Source organism: Lysinibacillus sp. NPDC056220, assembly GCF_049315265.1.
In the GTDB taxonomy this organism is placed as follows: Bacteria; Bacillota; Bacilli; order Bacillales_A; family Planococcaceae; genus Lysinibacillus; species Lysinibacillus pinottii.
Genome location: NZ_JBMOXD010000008.1, coordinates 51,954 through 73,069 on the forward strand (window position 1 = coordinate 51,954; position 21,116 = coordinate 73,069).

The 21,116-nt window shown below is 37.4% G+C and carries 22 protein-coding genes and 1 pseudogene; 17 read left to right on the plus strand and 6 right to left on the minus strand.

From position 1 onward, the window contains the following. Positions 1–104: 104 nt before the first annotated feature. Positions 105–1,100 carry a M23 family metallopeptidase gene (locus ACOZBY_RS19050; protein ID WP_012292050.1) on the minus strand — a complete coding sequence of 332 codons (996 nt, stop codon included), beginning with the start codon at positions 1,098–1,100 and terminating at the stop codon, positions 105–107. Between the two features lie 215 nt (positions 1,101–1,315). Here ACOZBY_RS19050 and ACOZBY_RS19055 point away from each other — a divergent pair, with 215 nt between their 5' ends. The 3 genes from ACOZBY_RS19055 (at position 1,316) to ACOZBY_RS19065 (ending at position 5,994) form a co-directional block, all read left to right on the plus strand. Continuing rightward, a complete protein-coding gene (locus tag ACOZBY_RS19055; protein ID WP_031416834.1) occupies positions 1,316–3,211 on the plus strand; it encodes a PrkA family serine protein kinase in 1,896 nt (631 codons plus the stop codon). A 176-nt stretch (positions 3,212–3,387) separates the two neighbouring features. Further along, on the plus strand, positions 3,388–4,545 hold the full coding sequence (yhbH, locus tag ACOZBY_RS19060; RefSeq protein WP_012292052.1) for a sporulation protein YhbH: 1,158 nt from the start codon (positions 3,388–3,390) through the stop codon (positions 4,543–4,545). Positions 4,546–4,590: 45 nt separating this feature from the next. Further along, positions 4,591–5,994, plus strand: a complete 1,404-nt coding sequence (locus ACOZBY_RS19065; RefSeq protein WP_012292053.1) for a SpoVR family protein — start codon at positions 4,591–4,593, stop codon at positions 5,992–5,994. Positions 5,995–6,047: 53 nt separating this feature from the next. On the opposite strand, the gene ACOZBY_RS19070 is transcribed toward ACOZBY_RS19065, so the two are convergent. After that, on the minus strand, positions 6,048–6,464 hold the full coding sequence (locus ACOZBY_RS19070; RefSeq protein WP_031416835.1) for a hypothetical protein: 417 nt from the start codon (positions 6,462–6,464) through the stop codon (positions 6,048–6,050). 180 nt (positions 6,465–6,644) lie between these two features. Between ACOZBY_RS19070 and ACOZBY_RS19075 the strand changes: the two genes are divergently transcribed. Then, a complete protein-coding gene (locus tag ACOZBY_RS19075) occupies positions 6,645–7,520 on the plus strand; it encodes a radical SAM/SPASM domain-containing protein (RefSeq protein ID WP_031416837.1) in 876 nt (291 codons plus the stop codon). A 30-nt stretch (positions 7,521–7,550) separates the two neighbouring features. On the opposite strand, the gene ACOZBY_RS19080 is transcribed toward ACOZBY_RS19075, so the two are convergent. Continuing rightward, positions 7,551–7,940, minus strand: a complete 390-nt coding sequence (locus ACOZBY_RS19080) for a helix-turn-helix domain-containing protein (protein ID WP_031416838.1) — start codon at positions 7,938–7,940, stop codon at positions 7,551–7,553. A gap of 218 nt (positions 7,941–8,158) precedes the next feature. Between ACOZBY_RS19080 and ACOZBY_RS19085 the strand changes: the two genes are divergently transcribed. After that, positions 8,159–8,827 carry a hypothetical protein gene (locus ACOZBY_RS19085; protein ID WP_230584434.1) on the plus strand — a complete coding sequence of 223 codons (669 nt, stop codon included), beginning with the start codon at positions 8,159–8,161 and terminating at the stop codon, positions 8,825–8,827. Between the two features lie 49 nt (positions 8,828–8,876). Here the strand turns inward: ACOZBY_RS19085 and ACOZBY_RS19090 are convergent, their stop codons facing one another. Continuing rightward, the gene (locus ACOZBY_RS19090) at positions 8,877–10,547 is read right to left on the minus strand and encodes a ribonuclease J (RefSeq protein WP_036165348.1); all 1,671 of its coding nucleotides are present in this window, start codon (positions 10,545–10,547) and stop codon (positions 8,877–8,879) included. A gap of 209 nt (positions 10,548–10,756) precedes the next feature. Here ACOZBY_RS19090 and ACOZBY_RS19095 point away from each other — a divergent pair, with 209 nt between their 5' ends. Further along, complete coding sequence (locus ACOZBY_RS19095) at positions 10,757–11,521, plus strand: DUF2935 domain-containing protein (protein ID WP_012292059.1); 765 nt, start codon at positions 10,757–10,759, stop codon at positions 11,519–11,521. Positions 11,522–11,559: 38 nt separating this feature from the next. Here ACOZBY_RS19095 and ACOZBY_RS19100 read toward each other — a convergent pair whose 3' ends face one another. After that, the gene (locus ACOZBY_RS19100) at positions 11,560–12,054 is read right to left on the minus strand and encodes a L,D-transpeptidase family protein (protein ID WP_099806194.1); all 495 of its coding nucleotides are present in this window, start codon (positions 12,052–12,054) and stop codon (positions 11,560–11,562) included. A 123-nt stretch (positions 12,055–12,177) separates the two neighbouring features. On the opposite strand from ACOZBY_RS19100, the gene ACOZBY_RS19105 reads away from it, so the two are divergent. From ACOZBY_RS19105 to ACOZBY_RS19130, 6 genes and pseudogenes are all read left to right on the plus strand, one after another. Further along, positions 12,178–12,411: a hypothetical protein gene (locus tag ACOZBY_RS19105; protein WP_012292061.1), complete on the plus strand. Its 234-nt coding sequence runs from the start codon at positions 12,178–12,180 to the stop codon at positions 12,409–12,411. Between the two features lie 42 nt (positions 12,412–12,453). Continuing rightward, complete coding sequence (locus ACOZBY_RS19110; RefSeq protein WP_012292062.1) at positions 12,454–12,666, plus strand: hypothetical protein; 213 nt, start codon at positions 12,454–12,456, stop codon at positions 12,664–12,666. A gap of 12 nt (positions 12,667–12,678) precedes the next feature. Continuing rightward, the gene (locus ACOZBY_RS19115) at positions 12,679–12,876 is read left to right on the plus strand and encodes a gamma-type small acid-soluble spore protein (protein WP_281486882.1); all 198 of its coding nucleotides are present in this window, start codon (positions 12,679–12,681) and stop codon (positions 12,874–12,876) included. Positions 12,877–12,957: 81 nt separating this feature from the next. Then, a complete protein-coding gene (locus tag ACOZBY_RS19120; protein ID WP_080695155.1) occupies positions 12,958–13,134 on the plus strand; it encodes a cysteine-rich CWC family protein in 177 nt (58 codons plus the stop codon). 102 nt (positions 13,135–13,236) lie between these two features. Continuing rightward, the gene (locus tag ACOZBY_RS19125; protein ID WP_012292064.1) at positions 13,237–13,821 is read left to right on the plus strand and encodes a DUF305 domain-containing protein; all 585 of its coding nucleotides are present in this window, start codon (positions 13,237–13,239) and stop codon (positions 13,819–13,821) included. 133 nt (positions 13,822–13,954) lie between these two features. Beyond that, positions 13,955–14,200, plus strand: a pseudogene (locus ACOZBY_RS19130) (chemotaxis protein); the annotation flags it as partial. Between the two features lie 45 nt (positions 14,201–14,245). On the opposite strand, the gene ACOZBY_RS19135 reads toward ACOZBY_RS19130, so the two are convergent. After that, positions 14,246–14,851 carry a metallophosphoesterase family protein gene (locus ACOZBY_RS19135; RefSeq protein WP_031416846.1) on the minus strand — a complete coding sequence of 202 codons (606 nt, stop codon included), beginning with the start codon at positions 14,849–14,851 and terminating at the stop codon, positions 14,246–14,248. 245 nt (positions 14,852–15,096) lie between these two features. Here ACOZBY_RS19135 and ACOZBY_RS19140 point away from each other — a divergent pair, with 245 nt between their 5' ends. The 5 genes from ACOZBY_RS19140 (at position 15,097) to ACOZBY_RS19160 (ending at position 21,115) form a co-directional block, all read left to right on the plus strand. Next, complete coding sequence (locus ACOZBY_RS19140) at positions 15,097–16,593, plus strand: class I adenylate-forming enzyme family protein (protein WP_080717391.1); 1,497 nt, start codon at positions 15,097–15,099, stop codon at positions 16,591–16,593. A 177-nt stretch (positions 16,594–16,770) separates the two neighbouring features. After that, entirely contained in the window at positions 16,771–17,760 is a 990-nt protein-coding gene (locus ACOZBY_RS19145; protein ID WP_036160430.1) for a C39 family peptidase, read from the plus strand. A 57-nt stretch (positions 17,761–17,817) separates the two neighbouring features. Next, complete coding sequence (locus ACOZBY_RS19150; RefSeq protein WP_036165355.1) at positions 17,818–19,050, plus strand: hypothetical protein; 1,233 nt, start codon at positions 17,818–17,820, stop codon at positions 19,048–19,050. Continuing rightward, positions 19,047–19,748, plus strand: coding sequence for an aspartate/glutamate racemase family protein (locus tag ACOZBY_RS19155; RefSeq protein WP_012292071.1), 702 nt, complete (start codon positions 19,047–19,049; stop codon positions 19,746–19,748). Before ACOZBY_RS19150 ends, ACOZBY_RS19155 begins: the two co-directional genes overlap by 4 nt. 218 nt (positions 19,749–19,966) lie before the next feature. Next, the gene (locus ACOZBY_RS19160; protein ID WP_012292072.1) at positions 19,967–21,115 is read left to right on the plus strand and encodes a DEAD/DEAH box helicase; all 1,149 of its coding nucleotides are present in this window, start codon (positions 19,967–19,969) and stop codon (positions 21,113–21,115) included. The last annotated feature ends 1 nt before the right edge of the window (position 21,116 follow it).

Consider the following 21,116-nt stretch of genomic DNA (forward strand, 5'->3'; position numbering starts at 1 on the left):
ATGTACAGCGGCCAGAGATATGAAAAAAATATTTATGTGAAATTTCCTAATGGCAAAGAAAAAACACCTGAAGCAAAATGCCTCAAGTGTCTTGAATCATATATTTATTGTTTTTTACTCTTTGCCTGTCGCTCCCACTGAAGTAAGGAAGGATAAGGATCAAATGCCCATTCAGTTCTACCATTAAATTTGTATATGCCATAATGAAGATGGGGTGGGAATTTTCCAGATGTACCTTCTTTTCCGTAGCCAGAGCTTCCAACATAGCCGAGCACCGTGCCGGGCTCCACAATTGTACCTACTTCAATGTCCTTATGATAGCTGCCGAGGTGGGCATAATAGTGATAGGAGTTATGATTATCACGAATACCAATACGCCAGCCGCCAAATTGGTTCCAGCCTTTGACCTCAACAACCCCATAGGAGGTAGATAATACAGGTGTTCCATAATTGGCAAAAATATCGGTTCCCTCATGGATACGACGTCCGCCCCAGCCTCTATTGGCGCCCCATGTTCCTTTATAGCTGTAAGTAGAGCTGATATTAAGTGGGAAGGTATGTGCATCAAGCTCGATGGTTTTATAATGTCTGTATAAAGTGGAAATGGTAAAAATTTGATTGACCGCTTCTTCGCTGCCGTAGTACTCCCATAAGGCTAATTTAAAATCCTCATCAGTTGTTCCATATTTGGCTAAGTAACTTGCCATTGAGAAGATGACATCCTCATCGTCCTTAGGGCTAGCAATTCCATCGTTATTTCCGTCTAAGCCCATTCCTCCAAAATAGCTAATTGTTTCGGGTTTGCTGTCTTCCTTTATAGGATTTAATGCACCAGACCAATATTCATCAGAAAATTGAATGGACAAATAGCCATCTCGCTTAGGGATATCTTTTCGAACGGATTGTAGATTTCTCTCATATTGATCTATAGCAGCCAAAAAGTGCCAAGGGATGAGCAATTCATCAAATTGTACATAATAAGACATACGCTGCTGCACAATTTCTTCTTCCGTTGCCTCCTCCTTTGCAAATGAGTCGGCTGGGCAGAGTGTAATTCCTAAAAGTATGAATGTTAAAAGAAATATAAAATGACGATGCAATGATGGACCTCCTTTCTAAAGATTAGAATAACCGAAATTTTTATCTTCATTCCAGAAAGCTTTTTCCTTACGATTTAGGCCATGTTTTCACGGTTTTTTTTGCCATAAAAAAAACCATAATAAGAAGAAACTTCACTAAAGAAAAAGTAATCGGTATCATCATGTCATTTACTTCATACTATGTTATAAATCAAGCCCTGAATGGAGGGAAGGCTATTAACATTTTAGATAAAGTGAAAAGCTATCGCGAAGAAGAAAATAGGCTGAAGTGGGAAGGCACATTTGCAGATTATTTAAACATCGTTAGGGAAAGACCTGAAGTTGCACAAACAGCCCATTCACGCGTCTACAATATGATAAAAAGTGCTGGTGTAGAGGAACGCGATGGGCAAAAAATGTACAAATTTTTCGGACATGAAATTTTTGGGCTTGAAACAGCAATTGAAAGGCTGGTGGAGGAATATTTCCATCCAGCAGCACGCAGGTTAGATGTTAGAAAGCGTATTTTATTATTAATGGGACCAGTTAGTGGTGGTAAATCAACAATTGTTACTTTATTGAAACGCGGGTTAGAGCAATATTCTCGAACAGATGAGGGTGCGGTCTACGCAATTAAGGGATGTCCAATGCATGAGGACCCATTGCACTTAATTCCACATCATTTACGTAATGATTTCTTTGAGGAGTATGGCATAAGAATTGAAGGAAGTTTATCGCCTTTAAATACGATGCGTCTTGAAAAGGAATACGATGGACGTATTGAAAACGTGATGATTGAACGAATTTCTTTTTCAGAAGATAAACGCGTAGGAATAGGAACATTTACACCTTCTGATCCGAAATCGCAGGATATTGCCGATTTAACGGGAAGTATTGATTTCTCCACAATCGGTGAATTTGGTTCTGAATCCGATCCCCGTGCCTATCGCTTTGATGGGGAGCTCAATAAAGCCAATCGAGGAATGATGGAGTTCCAAGAGATGCTGAAGTTGGATGAAAAATTCTTGTGGAATTTATTATCTTTAACGCAAGAGGGAAATTTCAAAGCAGGAAGATTTGCATTAATTAGTGCGGATGAGTTAATTGTAGCTCATACAAACGAAACCGAATATCGATCCTTTATTTCTAATAAAAAGAATGAGGCATTACATTCCCGTATTATTGTTATGCCGATTCCGTATAACCTAAAGGTGAGTCAGGAAGAGCATATTTATGAAAAAATGATTAAAGAGAGTGATATGTCCCATGTTCATATTGCGCCGCATGCTTTAAAGGCCGCAGCAATCTTTTCGGTTCTTACGAGATTGGAGGTTCCGAAAAAACAAGGTGTGGATCTGATTAAGAAAATGCGCTTGTACGACGGAGAAAATGTGGAGGGATTTAATTCCGTTGACTTAGAGGAACTGAAAAAGGAGTTTCCTAATGAAGGCATGAACGGTATTGATCCGCGCTATATTATTAATCGTATTTCATCAGCAATTATCCGCAAAGAGGTGCCATCTATTAATGCATTAGATGTTTTACGAGCTTTGAAGGATGGATTGGATCAGCATGCTTCCATTTCTCAGGAGGATCGTGAGAAATACATGAACTACATTGCGGTTGCCCGCAAAGAGTACGATGAAATTGCAAAGAATGAAGTACAGAAGGCTTTTGTATACTCCTATGAAGAATCAGCGAAAACATTGATGAACAATTACCTCGATAATGTAGAGGCGTTTTGTAATAAAAATAAATTATTTGATCCGCTCACTGGGGAAGAAATGAACCCAGACGAAAAATTAATGCGTTCGATTGAGGAGCAAATTGGCATTTCGGAAAATGCTAAAAAGGCATTTCGTGAGGAGATTCTCATTCGTATTTCTGCCTATGCACGAAAAGGCAAACGTTTTGACTATAATTCTCACGAAAGATTACGAGAGGCCATTCAAAAAAAATTATTTGCCGATTTGAAAGATGTAGTGAAAATTACAACTTCATCAAAAATGCCGGATGAATCGCAGCTCAAGAAAATTAATGAGGTAGTCGCGAGACTTGTGGATGAGCATGGTTATAATACAACATCTGCAAACGAGTTGCTGCAATATGTAGGAAGCCTGTTGAATCGATAAATAACTTTTATTGTTCCAAGTCAGATAGGAGTGTCCCAATTCAGGGCACTCCTTTTACTATCAAAATGAGGGATTTTTACGCAATGCACTATGGAATTTATAAAAAACGTGCAAGAAAGTGTTTCTCAAGCATAGTATAGAAAAAGCGAATTTGAGATAGATGGGTGAGGATAAAAATGACTGAACATGAAAATAAAGGATTTGTTATCTCTCAGGAAAATTGGTCCCTCCATCGTAAAGGACATCAGGACCAACAACGACATATGGAAAAAGTGAAAGATGCCATTAAGAACAATTTACCTGATTTAGTTAGTGAAGAAAGTATTGTCATGTCTAATGGTCGAGAGGTTATTAAAATACCTATACGCTCACTGGATGAATTTAAAATTCGATATAACTATGATAATTCTAAGCATGTAGGGCAAGGGCAAGGAGATAGTAATATTGGCGATGTAGTGGCACGAGATGGTAGTAAGGCCAATCAAGCTCAAGGAAAAGGAAAAGAGGCAGGTGACAAGCCTGGCCAAGATTATTATGAAGCGGAAGTCAGTATTGAAGAAATTCAAAATGTCTTATTCCGCGAGTTGGAGCTACCTAATTTGCAGCAGAAGGAAAAGGCAGAAATCGTCACTGAAAAAATAGATTTCAATGATATTCGCAAAAAAGGGCTAATGGGCAATGTGGATAAAAAGCGCACCATTTTAAATGCATTAAAACGCAATGCAATGCAAGGAAAAGCTGAAATTACACCTATTCATAATGATGATTTACGTTTCAAAACTTGGGATGAAGTGGTAAAACCAGAATCAAAAGCGGTAGTGCTTGCCATGATGGATACGAGTGGCTCGATGGGAGCATTTGAAAAGTATTGTGCTCGCAGTTTCTTCTTTTGGATGACAAAGTTTTTACGTTCCAAATATGGAACGGTTGAAATTGAATTCATTGCCCATCATACAGAAGCAAAGGTAGTGACAGAAGAGGAGTTTTTCACAAAGGGAGAAAGTGGAGGAACTATTTGTTCTTCGGCTTACAAAAAAGCACTGGAATTGATTGAGGAAAAATACTCTCCATCCCGTTACAATATTTATCCTGTTCATTTTTCAGATGGTGAAAATATTTCAATGGATAATGAAAAGTGCTTGAAGCTAGTGGCAGAATTGATGAACGTATCCAGTATGTTTGGATATGGAGAAGTCAATCAGCATAATCGTTTCTCAACACTTATGTATACCTATAAAAAAATTGATGATCCGAAATTTAGACATCATATTTTGAGAAAAAAAGGCGATGTCTATGATGCTTTAAAGAGCTTTTTTAAGAAAAATGAGGAGTAATATGGAAGTTTGATTAGTATCAACGTTCAAGGGAGGGGGCGTAAAATGGACACAAAAGAGCTTCATCGAGCAATAGATGAAATTACCGAAATTGCCTCAGGCTTTGGCTTAGATTTTTATCCGATGCGCTATGAAATTTGTCCAGCGGATATTATTTATACATTTGGCGCTTATGGAATGCCTACTCGTTTTTCCCATTGGAGCTTTGGAAAGCAATTTCATAAAATGAAGCTTCAATATGATTTAGGGCTTAGTCAAATTTATGAGCTCGTTATTAATTCTAATCCATGCTATGCATTTTTACTTGATACGAATACGTTAACACAAAATAAATTGATTATCGCCCATGTTTTAGCACACTGCGATTTCTTTAAAAATAATGTACGCTTTTCCAACACAAGAAGAGATATGGTAGAGAGCATGACAGCTACGGCTGAACGAATTGCCGGCTATGAAAGAGAATATGGTAAGGATGAGGTGGAACAGTTTTTGGATGCCGTTTTAGCGATTCAGGAACATATTGATCCATCTATATTGAGACCAAAGCTATCTTGGAGTGAGGAAGATGAGCTAGAGGAAGAAAAAGCCCCGATAAAATCACCGTACGATGATTTATGGAGCTTAGAGGAAAAAGATAAAGTGTATAAACCAATCAGACGGAGATTAAAGCAGTTCCCACCAAAACCCGAAAAAGATCTTTTATTATTTTTAGAAGAACATAGTCGAGAGCTGGAAGATTGGCAACGAGATATATTAACAATGATGCGTGAAGAAATGCTCTATTTTTGGCCGCAGTTAGAAACGAAAATAATGAATGAGGGCTGGGCATCTTTTTGGCATCAACGAATTATGCGGGAGTTGAATCTAACAACTCCAGAAACCATTGAATATGCCAAGTTAAATGCTGGAGTTGTGCAACCCTCTAAAACGTCGATTAATCCATATTACCTTGGCATTAAAATTTTTGAGGATATTGAAAATCGTTATAACAATCCGACTGAGGAGATGAAGCGGTTAGGTGTACAGCCGAACACGGGACGGGAAAAAATATTTGAAGTAAGAGAGGTTGAGTCAGATATTTCCTTTATCCGTAATTATTTATCAAAAGACTTAGCGAAACGTGAGGATTTATATTTATTTCAAAAGAAAGGTAATGAGTATCGGATTACCGACAAAGATTATGAGATGGTTCGAGATCAGCTTGTTTCCATGCGAGTAAATGGTGGATTCCCTTATATTTTAGTTAAAAACGGAGATTATTTACGGAACGGAGAACTCTATTTAATGCATGGCTATGAAGGAATGGAGCTAGATCCGCACTATTTAGAAAATGTTTTACCCTATATATATCAGCTGTGGGGCCGTCCTGTGCATTTAGAGACCTATGTGGATGGTAAACCGATGTTATATTCCTATGATGGTACTAAAAACTATAAACGTAATGTTTAATAAAAAACTTCTATCTGTTGAGTGTGACAATGAACAGATAGAAGTTTTTAATTCTATTCCTCTGTTTCTTCTGTTAAATCATTGTCCTCTTCATGGCTTTCACTATGATTAGAGGAGGAATGAATATCGCTATCAATGACTAAGCTATCCCTTACCTTAATACCTTGCTGTCCACCAGCTTCGTCGTTATTATTACCCGCTATACCGCTACGGCCATTACCATCTGCGAACTGAGAATTTACATTCCGTGTGTGACTGCCATCACTAGCATTTTGACCACCTTGATTGGCATTGGTCCCCACATCCTCATTGATTTGACCTCCGCCTTCAGCGCGTTGCTCAAAATGGAAGTCTGTATTTCCTATATTGAAAGTAAAATTGAATGTAATATGGTTTCTAGCATGTTTTTCAGTAGAATTGTTTTCAGGTTCCTCAGGGTCATTAAATTTTCTAGAATTGAAACTTTGCATCGTTTGACCTCCTTTCATCTATTAATACTAATACTAATAAGATATTACAGTTTTTAAAGTCCGTTTGTACGTGTAGCCATATCAACTAGAGAGAAGCACATGAATTTTGCTATCTATCCTATAAATTTGTTAAAATGAATGGGATTTGAATATCTAGGGAACTGGAACGGTGAAGGAAAGTTGAAAACATTTAAAAAGGTTTATATAGAAATAACGAGTGTTTGTAATTTAGCATGTAGTTTTTGTCCACCTACTGCACGAGCAAAGGGACTCATAAAAGTAGAGCAATTTAATAAAATATTAGACGAAATCCGACCCCACACAAAATATATTTATTTGCATGTAAAGGGAGAGCCTCTTTTACATCCACGAATAGATCAATTGTTGGATGCGGCTCATGCGAAAGGGTTTAAGGTTAATATTACAACGAATGGTACGCTAATTAAGAAAAACCGTGAAAAAATATTAGGAAAACCAGCATTACGTCAAATAAACTTTTCTCTACATAGCTTTGATGGGCATGAGGGTTCTGAAAACAGAGAAAAATATTTAGGCGATATTTTAGATTTTGTACGGGAGTCTAGAGAATACAAAACGATTATTTCCTACCGTTTATGGAATTTGCAAAAAGACCATGTTTCAGATGTTGCAGCACGTCGCAACCGTGAAACATTAGAAATACTAGAAAATGAGTATAATCTTGACTTTCGCATCGAAGAAAAAGTAGAGCCTGGTAAGGGTGTGAAAATTGGCCCCAATATTTATTTGAATCAGGATCATGAATTTAGATGGCCAAGCTTACTGGAGCCAGAAGATGAAGGTAAAGGCTTTTGTCACGCACTTCGGAGTCAGGCTGCAATTCTTGTAGATGGTACCGTGGTACCTTGCTGTTTAGATGGCGAAGGGGTCATTAATTTAGGTAATGTTCATGAAAAATCCTTCGCAGAAATAGTGGATGGGGAACGTGCAACTAATATAATCGATGGCTTTTCAAGAAGAGAGGCTGTTGAAGAGCTTTGTAGAAAATGTGGCTATCGTCAAAAGTTTGGTATGTAATTATGTATATGAAAAGAAACAGCTCCAATGTCATTGACCATTGGGGCTGTTTTTCTTTGACTGTGAATCAATCGTATCTAAAAAATCCTTTGTAATCCGAACGACATATTTAACCTCATCTAAATTGCGTTCTCTTAATAATGATCGATGAATGTCTAGCATAAGGTTCTTTTCCTCAATATCAGTAACGCCAGATAATTTTTGAAAATTAAAAAGCTCCTCAGGAGGGATGTCTAGTGCCTTCATAAGTGTTTCTAATGTACTCAAGGTTATATTAGATTGTCCGTGTTCAATATTGGAAACTCTCCCTTTACTGAACCCCAATTTCCCTGTTCTTTCGGCCACTTCTTCCTGGCTTAGCCCCTTAGATAATCTAATAATACGGAGTTGTTCACCTACTAGCTTTAAAAAATCTGACATATGATTCACCTCTATGTTAAAAGCTAGTGAAAAATAGTGGAATTGACTATACTATTATAGTGGTATAATAGAGAAAATGTTACATTAAAATGGTACAATTTTAGAGTATCAACTTTCCTTAACCAAATGGCCTAATGGAAGCTATAAGGATTATATTGAAAGTGAACTTTATAGGGCGGTTTACAAAGTAGGATGTAGGATTGGAGGATGAAAGCAGGGTGAAATATTTGTTAGAAGAGATAGCAAAAATAAAAATTGGGAAGGTGGTCACGAGTAAAAAACGTTTTGCTATGGATGGTATTCCTTATATAACAGAAGAAGCGCTAAGGAAATTATCGTTGGAAGATAATACTAGTCTTTTACCAAAGGTTGATAGTACTTTGAAAGAACCATTTTCTTTTTCACTGGTGCCCGCTCAAAGTATCCTTCTAAATAAAATGAATTTAAAGGAAGCGTATATATATCAATGTAAAACAGATGTATGTATTAGCCATGATATCATGGCAATCATACCGAAAGAATCGATACTAATCGGTGACTATTTATTTCATTTTATGAAATGGTATCAGAACAATAAAGAGAGATGTAATGTCTATAGTTTAATGATTGATTTACCTTCTATAGCCATTCAGCATAATGTCGTTCAATTAATAAATGCTGTTGAACAATTATTAAAAAATAAGGGTTCACTAGTCACTGCGGTGAATGAACTACCCAAATATTTTGATAATATTTCTAGACAAGTAAAACAGCATTCCGACAGCTTACACGAAGGATTTGAGCAATTGAATGATCAATATATCGCTATGCTAGACCATATTTTTAATGGTGATTTTTTGAATGATTTTCAAGAGTATCATGTTTTTCAGAGTATATGTAGCGAATAATATAAAGCAGTCGGTGCGTAATGGATTTGAAAGTCCATGCACCGACTGCTTAAATTTCAATAATAATGGGTAAAATCATAGGTTTCCGTTTTGTTTGTGTAAATAAATATTGACCTACAGCTTTTTTTATTTCTCGTCTTAAGACATGTATTTGCCTACTTTCTTGCTGCAATTCCATGATGATTTCTTTGGTCAGGACATTCACTTTATTTAATAGCTCCTCAAAATCTTTTGCATACACAAAGCCACGAGAAATAGTATCAGGCTCTGAAATGATAGCACCGTCTGCTTTGCTAAGGGTTAAGACAATAACCAACATCCCATCCTCAGAAAGCTGCTTGCGATCACGCAGGACAATGCCTTCTACTTCACCTATGCCGATTCCATCCACATACGTATCCCCTGATGGGACTTTGCGTGTTTGTCGCGCCACCGCATTTTCAATATCAACAACATCTCCATTTTTCATAATAAACGTATGGCCCTTTTGAACACCAACAGCCTCAGCTAATAAACGGTGCTGATGCAACATACGGAATTCGCCATGAATAGGAATAAAAAATTGTGGTTTCATAAACGTCAGCATAAGCTTTAAGTCTTCCTGATAGCCATGTCCTGAAACATGCATTCCCGTATGACTGGAAGAACCATATATGACTTTTGCGCCAAGCTGAAATAAATGATCCACGATGCGAGAAACTCCTTTTTCATTGCCTGGAATAGGAGACGCTGCAAGAATAACCATATCATCAGGTAAAACCTTTACTTCCCGATGATTACCATTTGCTAAACGAGCGAGTGCTGCTAACGGTTCTCCTTGACTACCTGTGCATAGTACTACAACCTCTTCAGGGGGAAGGTATTTGACTTCACGCGCATCTATTAACAGATCATCTGGAACAAATAAATACCCTCGTTCAATAGCGACATCTACAACATTTACCATGCTACGACCTAATAAAGCTAGCTTTCGATTAGCGGCAATGGTTGCATGCACAATTTGTTGAATACGATTAACATTTGAGGCAAAGGTTGAGATGATAATTTTACGCTCCGCATGGAAAAAGGCCTCCTCAATATGATGCCCAACAAGTTGCTCTGAGGGGGTTAAGCCTGGCCGTTCGGCATTTGTACTTTCTGATATTAGAACGAGCACTCCTTTTGATCCGATTTCCGCCATTTTATGAATGTCTGCGAATTGGTTATTCACAGGTGTTAAGTCGAATTTGAAATCGCCAGTATGCACTACATTTCCTTCAGGAGTGGCAAGGACGATTCCTAAGCAATCGGGTATGCTATGGTTAGTTCTAAAGAAGCTTACATCAATTTCTCCTAAATGAAGTGCTGAATCAGCATGAATTTCAATTAAATCAGTCTCTCTGAGCAGCTTATGTTCTTTTAGCTTCAATTCGATCAGCCCTAAAGTAAAGCGAGTAGCATAAACAGGAACGTTTAATTTTTTTAATAGATATGGAATACCACCAATGTGATCTTCATGTCCATGCGTCACAATTAAAGCCTTAACTTTTTCTTTATTTTCAAGCAAGTAGGTAATATCAGGGATTATCAAATCAATACCGAGCAAGGTCTCATCTGGAAATTTCGCTCCGCAATCAATAAGAATCATATCATCTGCATATTGAACTACATACATATTCTTGCCAATTTCATTAATGCCACCTAAGGCAAAAATTGATAATAACTGTTTCTTTGTGGACAAAATACTCCCTCCTAAAGTTGTAACTCCATCTAATAATTACTTTAGCCATTGGTAGTATAGCTATTAGTGTTTCATCCTATACAACAAGGATTATGATGAATCCAAGACTACTATTTGTATTTCATGATGAATAGAATGGAGGAGACATAAACTGGGTGCGTTAGTGTCAAGCTTCTTCCAAAGTTCAGAAAAATAAAGGAGGTTTAACTTTGTCTGATTTTGTGCAACATGCAATTTTCGAGCATAGGTTTTGGTTAGAAATCATGCAAAATCATGCGCAATTTATTCATGATGCATTATATCCCTCTGAACAGGATGACATTCAAAGGGCAAATAGTTTTATCCAGCAATTCTCTCGGCTCCTCACCTATGTGTCCTCTATTGATGCTACCAATGCCGTCGCTTTCACGATAACTGTCGATGACAATGTCGAGCAGTTTAAACAATTTAAACTCCATCTACTGAGACATCAATTGTCAGGAGATATTGGTATTCATTTAACACCAACATTTGTCAATCATATGGTGAATGAGCTTGAGGAATATCAAAATGTACTTAGTTATTTGAGAAAAGGCGAAGTGCCACCCATATTTCATGAGCTTCATCACCATTTAATTTGGTTATTGGATGCCTCAGGACATGCAGGTATTATTCAGGATAATTTAGATGGGGTCGAAAAAAGATTGAAGCAAAAGAGTCATGAGTTTGCCAAACACTTTGAACAATTTTATTTAAAAGCAGTAGAATTAACAGGTTATTTACGAACTAATATGCATTCCTTTCCTGCTTTAAGCCGATTTAATAAAGATGTTGAGCTGGAAATGACATTATTCAAAACATTTTTAAAGGAGTTAGAAGAGATGGAATTGAGTGCAGAGGTTTTAGGTACATTTACTGCACCTATGGCGGATCATATGTGGCGTGAAGAGCAATACTATTTAATGAAGCTTGTACAGTCAAGAGGGGAAGGATAAATGAATCGAGAGGCTATCCCAATAGATAGCCTTATTTATTATGGATGAATCACTACTTCAGTCCCTATTGGAACAATTCTGGCCAGTTCTTCAACATCTGGATTTTGCATTCGGATACATCCATGAGAAACAGCATGCCCAATGGAGCTAGGATCATTCGTGCCATGAATGCCATAGTGTTCCTTTGATAAACTCATCCACATAGTTCCAAATGGGCCGCCTGGATTTGGGTCTTTGTTAATAATAATAAAGCTGCCGACAGGTGTTTCGTGGAGCATACGTCCAACTGCTATTGGATATTGTTTTTGTAGGATACTATTTCTATAGAGACGTAGCCAACGATTTTCTGTAGAAATCTCAATACGGTAGGGGATCGTTTCGGGGTCGGGAAAGCCAGGTATTATTATTGGTTGACCAACGTAAAGAGTACCTGATTGAATGCCTGGATTGGCAGCAATAATGGAAGCCACTGGAGTACGATAATCACGGGAAATTTGAATTAACGTTTCCCCAGGTTTAACGGTATGAATCAACGTCAATCCCTCCTTTAATACAGGTGATGATTATACTATATGCTACAAATGAATGATGTTATGGATTGTTCAGGTCTTTGGATAGAATAAGCAGTAACATCGTATGGTTAAGGAGCATATAGCATGAAGGAATTTAAAATTACTTATTTTTTTGATGAAATACATTATGTCAGAAGATTTATCTTTATCGAGTCGCAGCAAGAAGCAGAGAAACTGGTAAAGAGTGAACGAGATCAATATATCTCCTTTACAGATAGCAGAGGTATTTATCATGAATTGCATACTAGGCATGTACGAGTCATTCAAATTTCTGAATACCATCGTATCGATAAAAGTGCTAAAAGGAATGACACATAATCTGTTCATCATTACACACATTAAAGAAGAAAGGAGTGTGGCATGATGGACAAAGAACAAATACCACATGAAAAGAAAATATTTATGAATTTAAATAGTAAAGACAAACCTGACATGGTTGAATCTGATACAATCAGTCTTTTCGATTTGCATGAGGATATGCAAACCGTGGATGCTATTCCTGTGGAGGAGCTTAATAAGAGAGTAGAAAGAGAAGGCGATGAATTGATTGAATTACAGCCGGATGAATTGTAGGGGGAGCGAGCAATGAATAGAGAAAATGGAGATGCCCAATTCTCAGTTTCGGGTACGAATATTGATGAAGTGAAGCAAAAAAATGCCGAATCAGGATTATCCTACAATGAGGTAAAAGCATTATTGGCTAAACAGGGAGGACATGGGACGGCTGTCTTTAGTGACACAAATGTTGATGAAGTAAAACAAGAAATACACAAGTATCAATAAGTGACTGAGGAGGAGTGAGGTGTTGAGTGCTCTTCCTTTTTTCCTTTACAATGATGAGATAAGAAAGGGAGGTCTTAGACTATGTTGGAAAATAGATGCCCACGTTGTGGGAGAGAAAATCATTGTGGAGTCGCCAAAGGTGAAAAAGAATGTTGGTGTATGACAGAGAATTTTCCAGAGCAATTGTTAAGTACTACAAAGACGAATACATGTATTTGTCAAGCATGCTTAAATACATATAAAGAAGAGTCAGTATAACTTATAACTATTTGATGTTGCAGTAAAAATTGCACAATTGGTACAATTGTCTATCGCACAACAACCTAGGGGGCATACATTACTCTGAAAGGAGTGTGTCTAATGGCTAGACCAATTGAACTTAGTAATGTCACACAGATATATTTAGAGGAATATCAACGCATCCTCAAAAAGATGATGCAGGGCATGACCTATGTAACCATTACTTGTAGTATTTCAGAAAACTTTATAAAGCAAATCATCCCTTATCAAATAGCAGCAATTCAAATGTCAGAAAATGTTTTACGCTTCACAACAAATATTCCTGTACAAAATCTTGCATTAGAAATCATCCGAACACATACAGAAATGCTTGAAAGTATTGAAGCGCTACAAAATAGATGTTGTGTTGTGCAAAATTCAGAGTATGAATTATACGAGTATATGTGTGCTTATAAAGAAATTACGGAAGCTATGTTTAATGCAATGTGTGCACCACCAGTTTCCAATAGCATTAACATCAACTATTTAAGGGAAATGATTGTCCATCATCAGGGAGGAATACGACTAGCGCAAAATGTGCTGAGATTTTGTATTTGCCAAGAATTAATCCCGATTCTGAAGTGCATGATTCAAACGCTTTGTGAGCAACTAGAGGCTATGGAAAAGTTACTGGATAGTTTACAAAATTGCGATTGCGAGTGCTAGTACTAACTAAAGGTTTATATAGGAAAAAGGCGCTAAGATCAATCATGGTTTTAGCGCTTTTTCTGCATGAGAATAGTTTATCAAAGAACAATGAGGAAATGTCGATAAAGGCTCGCCTAAAGATTCACGTCTTGGTGAGTGGTATTATGGCACTGGCAAAAAGCTATTAGGTCAGGAACGTGTCTATATAGAATTAGAACAGCCATTCATTCATGTACATGAAATTGCTAAAAAAGCCGTGTGGGAATATTACACAGGTCGTAAAAATGAGGCGGAAAAATACTTGCAGGAAATTTCAGAGAAATTCTTTGTAGTCATTGAAAAGCTAAAAGCGTTAAAGGAAATTCTCTTGGACGGAAAAAAGCAATATATTCATTAAAAACGGGGAGCAAGCAAAGAGAAGATTAGCTTGCTCTTTTTATGTTTAGGACACGGTTCCTTTATCAACACTAGGAACACACATAAAGGTTACGGTCCGCTTTTCACTATCATACAGACACCATTCACGGTGATCTACAACGGAGCCAACATTTACACCGTATTGTTTATCTTGTAATACAATTGGTTGTCCATAGCGAATGCGAATGGGTAGTTTTTTCTGCTGATGATAAAGACCTGATTCATGGCTATGGCCAAAGAAGAACAATGGCTTTTGAAAGGATGGGAATGTTGGCTGCCAGCTTACACTCCATTTAAATTGATGTCCATGCATTAGGGTGGCTCCATCAATTTCCATTATTTCAGGTAATGCTCTAAAGCGCTCAATACCAGTTACCTGTGTAATACGCTCTTCTTGATTGCCCCGTATAGAGGGGAAGGTTAACAGCTCTTCAAACTTACTTTCAACGATTGCTGCTCTTTGTAAAGATAACCCAGACATCGTTTGGGCTTTTTTCTTACTAATAGTGCATTCATATAAATCACCTAATCCAATGATTTTTGCTTCCTTTGCTGTCTGCTGAATATGAGTGAGAACAGCCTTCGTATCTTCTATATTAGAATGTAAATCTCCTAAAAGTGCATAAAGCATGCAAACCCGGCCTTTCCTATAAAATCGTATAAATATCATACACCTAATAGAAATTGCTAGAAAAGTAAAACGTCTAAGAATATTTCGTTAGTTTACCAACATATTTTGGGTGTATGGAAAAATTGCCAGGAAATTAAATGCTTGCTAAAATAAAATCATAATTTTCTGAAATTTAAATCCTTTAGTAGTTTGCCATTAATGATGACTCTATCCCGCAGTAGAAAATGAATTTTGGAGGGCTTATAATGACGATGTACATGACGGATATTCTTGAAAAGTATGCTGTGCAACAGCCTAGTAAAATTGCGACCTTATATAATGGGAATAAGTTAAGTTATCGTGAGTTTTACAAACATGTCGAACGATTTGCAGCTTATTTACAAGAGCAAAATTATAAAAAAGAGGATGTTATTGCACTATATACACTCAACACAGATTTATTTTTAATTGCATATTTAGGTGTGCAATTAGCTGGCTACGTTGCTATGCCCATTAACACTAAATTAGCAGCTCCGGAGGTTGAGTTTATTTTTAATCATTCCCAAGCAAAGGGACTCATTTATGATGAAAGATTAGCTGAAACCTTAGAAAATGTATCCTATTCATTCCAACATATTATTGGATTTCAAGATATGAATCACATCCTTACTAATACTAATTTAGTAAGGGCTGTAGTACCGTTGGAGGCACATGATACTGCTGTTGTTATGTACACTTCAGGTACAACTGGTAAACCAAAAGGCGTGATGCTAACTCATCAAAATATTGTGGCTACAGCAGATATTTGGTCATCTTCCATGAACATGCTTAACACGGACAAGATGTTTATTTGTACACCATTATTTCACTGTGCGGGACTTCATGTTTTTGCCATGCCCATGTTTTATCAAGGCGGGACTGTCTTGATAGAAGAAGCTTTTTCACCCACTAAAACATTAGAGCAGATTGCAGTAACAGAGGCAACCATCTTCTTTGGTGTTCCATCTATGTATACGATCATTTTAAATACGCCCGGATTTAAGGAACATAGCTTTAACCATTTGCGTTTATTATGTTACGGGGCTGCCCCAATGCCTTATGAGCTTGTTAAACAAGTAAAAGAGGCGTTTTCAAATGTTAAAGTTCAAAATTTATATGGTCAAACGGAGAACACACCTGCAGCCACCTCTTTATTAGATACGGATGCTTTAACGAAAATAGGCTCTGTTGGGAAGCCATTAGAACAGACAGAGGTCCGAGTAGTTGATAGTGAAGGAAAGCTAGTTCCCGCTGGTGAGGTGGGCGAGATATGTGTAAGGGGACCCCAGGTGATGAAGGGCTATTTACGTAATCCCGAAGAAACAGCTAGAACGATTATAGATGGATGGCTTTATTCAGGTGATTTAGGACGTTTTGATGAGGAAGGCTATTTATATATAGTTGATAGGAAAAAAGATATGATTATCCGAGGCGGTGAAAATATTTATCCAATCGAGGTGGAGGAAGTGCTGTATCAATTGCCAGAAATTTTAGAAGCAGCAGTGGTTGGATTACCACATGAAGTGTATGGAGAAGTGCCTAAAGCCTTTGTCGTATTTAAAGAAGGTAAATGTCTCGATGAGGAAATCATTTTATCCTATTGTCAATCACGGCTTGCTAAATATAAAGTACCATATGAAATAGAATGTTTAACTGAACTGCCGCGCAATGCTTCTGGTAAAGTTTTAAAGCATACATTACGACCAAAAGTAAGAACGATTTGAGAAAAAAGTTTTAGTATTTACAGTTAATTTTATTCGAAGCTTCGTTTTCGATGCAAAAAAAGTTCTCAGAAACAAGATAAAATAGGAACCTCTTTCAAAGTATCGTATAATAGAGTCTACGACAAATTAAAAGAGAGAAGGGTAACCCTTCGATTTAGAATAGGAGCGGAATTTGTCTTGTGGACGGGGTATAAACGCCTATTACTTATTGGCATGTTGATTATTATGTTACTTTCTAGCTGTCAGCCATTTTCACAGCAAGATGCAGAAAATAAAAATCAATTAACAGTATTAACAGTAGAATTTAATAGTGGAGCACCAATTGCTAATCTTTATATTACGGTCACAGATGTTCAGAATGGTAATGTTGTAGAAGAAGCTATTGGTTCAGAAGAGGGAGAAGCGATATTTTCGAAGCTAAAAGAGGGGCGAGAGTATGCTATTGCGGCAACGACTCTTGAAAATAGTGCAACAAATGATGGCTATACAACCATCGAGAATTTTACCTATGATACTACAAAACCTTACTTTAGATTGCAGACCCACTTTACAAGAGACGAGCAAGAGCTAGATGTTCCCGTGGTGATGCAAAATCCTGAGCTTCCACATGGCTGTGAAATAACTTCACTCACAGCCGTATTAAATTACTATGGAATGAATGTGTCAAAGCTTGAAATGGCTGATAACTATTTACCAAAGGAAGAAATACGTACAATAGGCAATCAACGATTTGGACCAAATCCAAATGAGGCTTTTGCAGGTAATCCTCGTGATAAAGCTCGAGGTATGTATGTATTTGCTGCTCCGATTGTCAAGGCGGCGGAGGCAGCTATTGCAGAGAAACAGGCTGATTTACGTGTAACAGATATGAGAAATGCCTCACAGGCTGATATTTTACAGCTTGTTCGTGAGGGAGTTCCTGTCGTGACATGGGTGACGCTGGATTTATCCAAGCCTAAAAAAAATGCAAATAGAGGCTGGATTTATAAAGGAGCGACTACTTCCCAGGATGCTTTTATGAATTTACACGCTGTTGTGCTAACTGGGCATTTAGGCGATAAGGTCGTGGTAATGGACCCGTTAAAGGGCTATGTAACTTATAATGTGGATCAGTTCTTTAAAAGCTATCATGAATTAGGTGAACAGGCAGTAGCTGTACATAAATAAACTAGCCATTAGGAAGTATGTTACACTAATAAAAAAGTAAAAAGTGAGTTGAGTAGAATGGCCATTGAGCACGCTTTTTTACCGGTTTTATTAGGCGATGAAATGAATGCTTATGGCATGGCCAGAGCATTTTACGAAGCCTATGGTGTGAAGCCACTTGCATTGAATCACACGAATATGGAAAAAATTCAACAAAGTGATTTATTAACCTTCCGTGAAGTACCGAGACTTCATATAGAAGAACGATTTGTGACGGCACTAAAGGCAATAGCGCAGGAATTCACAGAAAAAAAATTACTGCTATTAGCCTGTGATGAATTTTATGTCAAAAAAATTGTAGAACATAAAGATGAATTAATAGAGGATTTTTTAGTTCCTTATGTGAATACTACCCTTGCACATCAGCTGCTGACTCGTGAAAGTATGTATGAACTGTGTGCACAATTTGGCTTTCAATACCCTGCTATGCATGTATGTACAGTTAATGATTATGAAGATTACGAAATGTCATTGGATTACCCAATTGTTATTAAACCAATGAATATGACAAAGTATGCCACATGTATTTTTCCTGGAAAGAAAAAAGTATATATTGCACATGATAAAGAAGAAAAGGATAGTATATTTCATGCTATTTATAAGGAATCAGCCTATCGGGATGATCTCATGATTCAACAATATATCCCTGGAGAAGACGCGAATATGCGTGTTGTCAATGCTTATGTAGGACAAGATGGGAAGACGAAGCTTCTTGCTGTAGGAAATCCAATACTAGAAGAGCATTCACCAGAGGGCATTGGTCGTTATGTAGCTATTATGACAGCCTATAACCCTGCTTTAATGGAAAATGTGAAGTTGTTTCTAGAAGCTATTCAATTCCAGGGATTTGCTACATTTGATATGAAATATGATGAGCGTGATGGACACTATAAATTGTTAAGTATCGAATTACATAATGAGCTTTCCAATTATTATGTGACTGCTAGTGGCTATAACCTTATGCAATATGTAGCGGACGATTATGTTCGTGGAAGTAAACAGCCACTTACATACGTGCAAAATAAACATCTTTGGACAATTGTACCCAATGGTGTCCTTTTCAAATATGTACAAAATGAACAACTGATTATTGAAGCGAAAAGTCTCATTCGACAAGGAATGGCAACGGATTCTATTTTTAATTATAAGGATATGAATGCTAAACGCTGGTTGAATGTTACTGTCGATAATTTAAATTTTTACCGTAAATATAAGAAATATTTTAATAACAAAGGTCTGTCTAACTCATGAAAAAACAAACTTTAGGTATAATAGGTGGAGTTGGTCCACTAGCAACCATGTTTATTGGTGAAATGATTGTAAGACGTACAAAGGCGCAAAAAGATCAGGAGCATTTACATACCATTATTGATAATGATACAAATATTCCTGACCGTACGGCTTTTATTTTAGATAATACGAAAGAAAACCCTGTGCCTGTTATAATGGAGGATGCAAAAAAGTTAGCTTCTGTAGGAGCTGATATGATTGCTATTCCGTGTAATACCGCTCATACTTTTTATGACGAGATTCAGGCAGGCTCTCCGATTCCCGTTTTGCATATGATTCGTGAAACAGCAAAGCGAGCATCCGAATTGGGAGCAGAGCGTGTTGGAATTTTAGCGACAACAGGTACATTGACTTCACGGATGTATCAAGAGGCGTTGGAAGAATATGGTATTACACCTGTGGTACCAGATAATGAGATGAGGGCGCATGTGATGACCATCATTTACGATTTTGTCAAAGCTGGTAAAGATGTCACACAGGATGATTGGCAACCAATTGAAGATGCCATGCTTGCCCTAAACTGTGACCGTATCGTGTTGGGTTGTACGGAGTTATCTATAGTTAATCGAGATTTAAAATTAAGTAATGTATATATCGATTCATTAATCGTTTTAGCGGAGTGTGCTATTTTAGCATGTGGTTATGAGCTAATCGATTAGGAATGTATAGAAAAAATCTGCTTGCTTTACATGGGTAGGCTGCAAGTCTTCAAAGAGTTGTGGACGGGCTTTCATTTCCATGTGTGGAGTTAGGCAGATTTTTTATGGATGAAAGATTCATTTGGTGAAACGATTAGACCAAGGTTTGCGTACATATAAAGTAGGAAGCTGCCGAGTGTGTTAAACTAGTGTCAAGCAGATAGAAGGTGGGAAATAACATGTCAGTAATCAGTTTATTAAAAGAAGAATTACAAGCAAAATGGAACTTTGAAGCAACCATGAAAATTCAAGAGGAAATGATACCAGCCATGCTTGAAGGGAAGGATATCGTAGCTGAATCACCTACAGGTTCTGGTAAAACATTAGCGTATGTTTTACCATTGCTGAATAAAGTTAATGGAGCGAAAAAACAAACACAAGGTCTTATCGTAGCTCCATCACAAGAGCTAGCGATGCAAATTGTGGAAGTTATCCGTGAGTGGACGGCAGGTACGGATATTACAGTTCAGCAGCTTATTGGTGGTGCCAATTCCGCTCGTCAAATTGAAAAATTAAAGAAAAAGCCAACGATTGTTGTAGGAACACCTGGTCGTTTAAATGAATTAGCACGTGCAGGGAAATTAAAACTCAAAGAAATTGAAACAGTTGTTTTAGATGAATGTGATCAATTACTAAGTCGTGAATACCGTGTTGTCATTAAATCCTTTATTGAAGGTTCAGCGTTTGGACGACAAGTGGTAGTTGTTTCGGCTACTATTACAGAGGAAATTGAATTAGTGGCAAGTCGAATGATGTTCGAACCAGTTCGTTTTAAAATTAAGCCAGAGGATATGCTAAAGGTTGGCAAAGTAACCCACTCTTTTGTGAAGGTCGAAGAACGTGATAAAACGGAGTTTCTTCGCCGCCTATCGCATACAGAAGGCCTGAGAGCATTAGCTTTCGTCAATAATATTGATCAATTATTAATGAAAGAAACGAAGCTCCAGTATCGCTCTGCACCAATCGTTACACTTCATTCTGACATGAAAAAGGAAGAACGTAAAAAGGCTTTAGATGCTTTCCGCAAAGGGGACGCACGTATTTTAATAGCAACAGATATTGCTGCACGTGGTTTAGATATTGCCGGTTTAACACATGTTATTCATGTCGATGTACCACGAACAATTGAGCAGTATTTACACCGTTCTGGTCGTACTGGTCGTGCCGGTGCAGATGGTGAGGTATTAACATTACTATCTTATCGTGACGAAAAAACCTATAAAAAATGGACAAGAGAAATTCCTGGTAAGCCAGTGCAGAAGATTTGGCATGATGGTAAGTTGAAAGAAGGTAATTCTAAAACAATTGGACAAAAGGGAGGGAAATAAT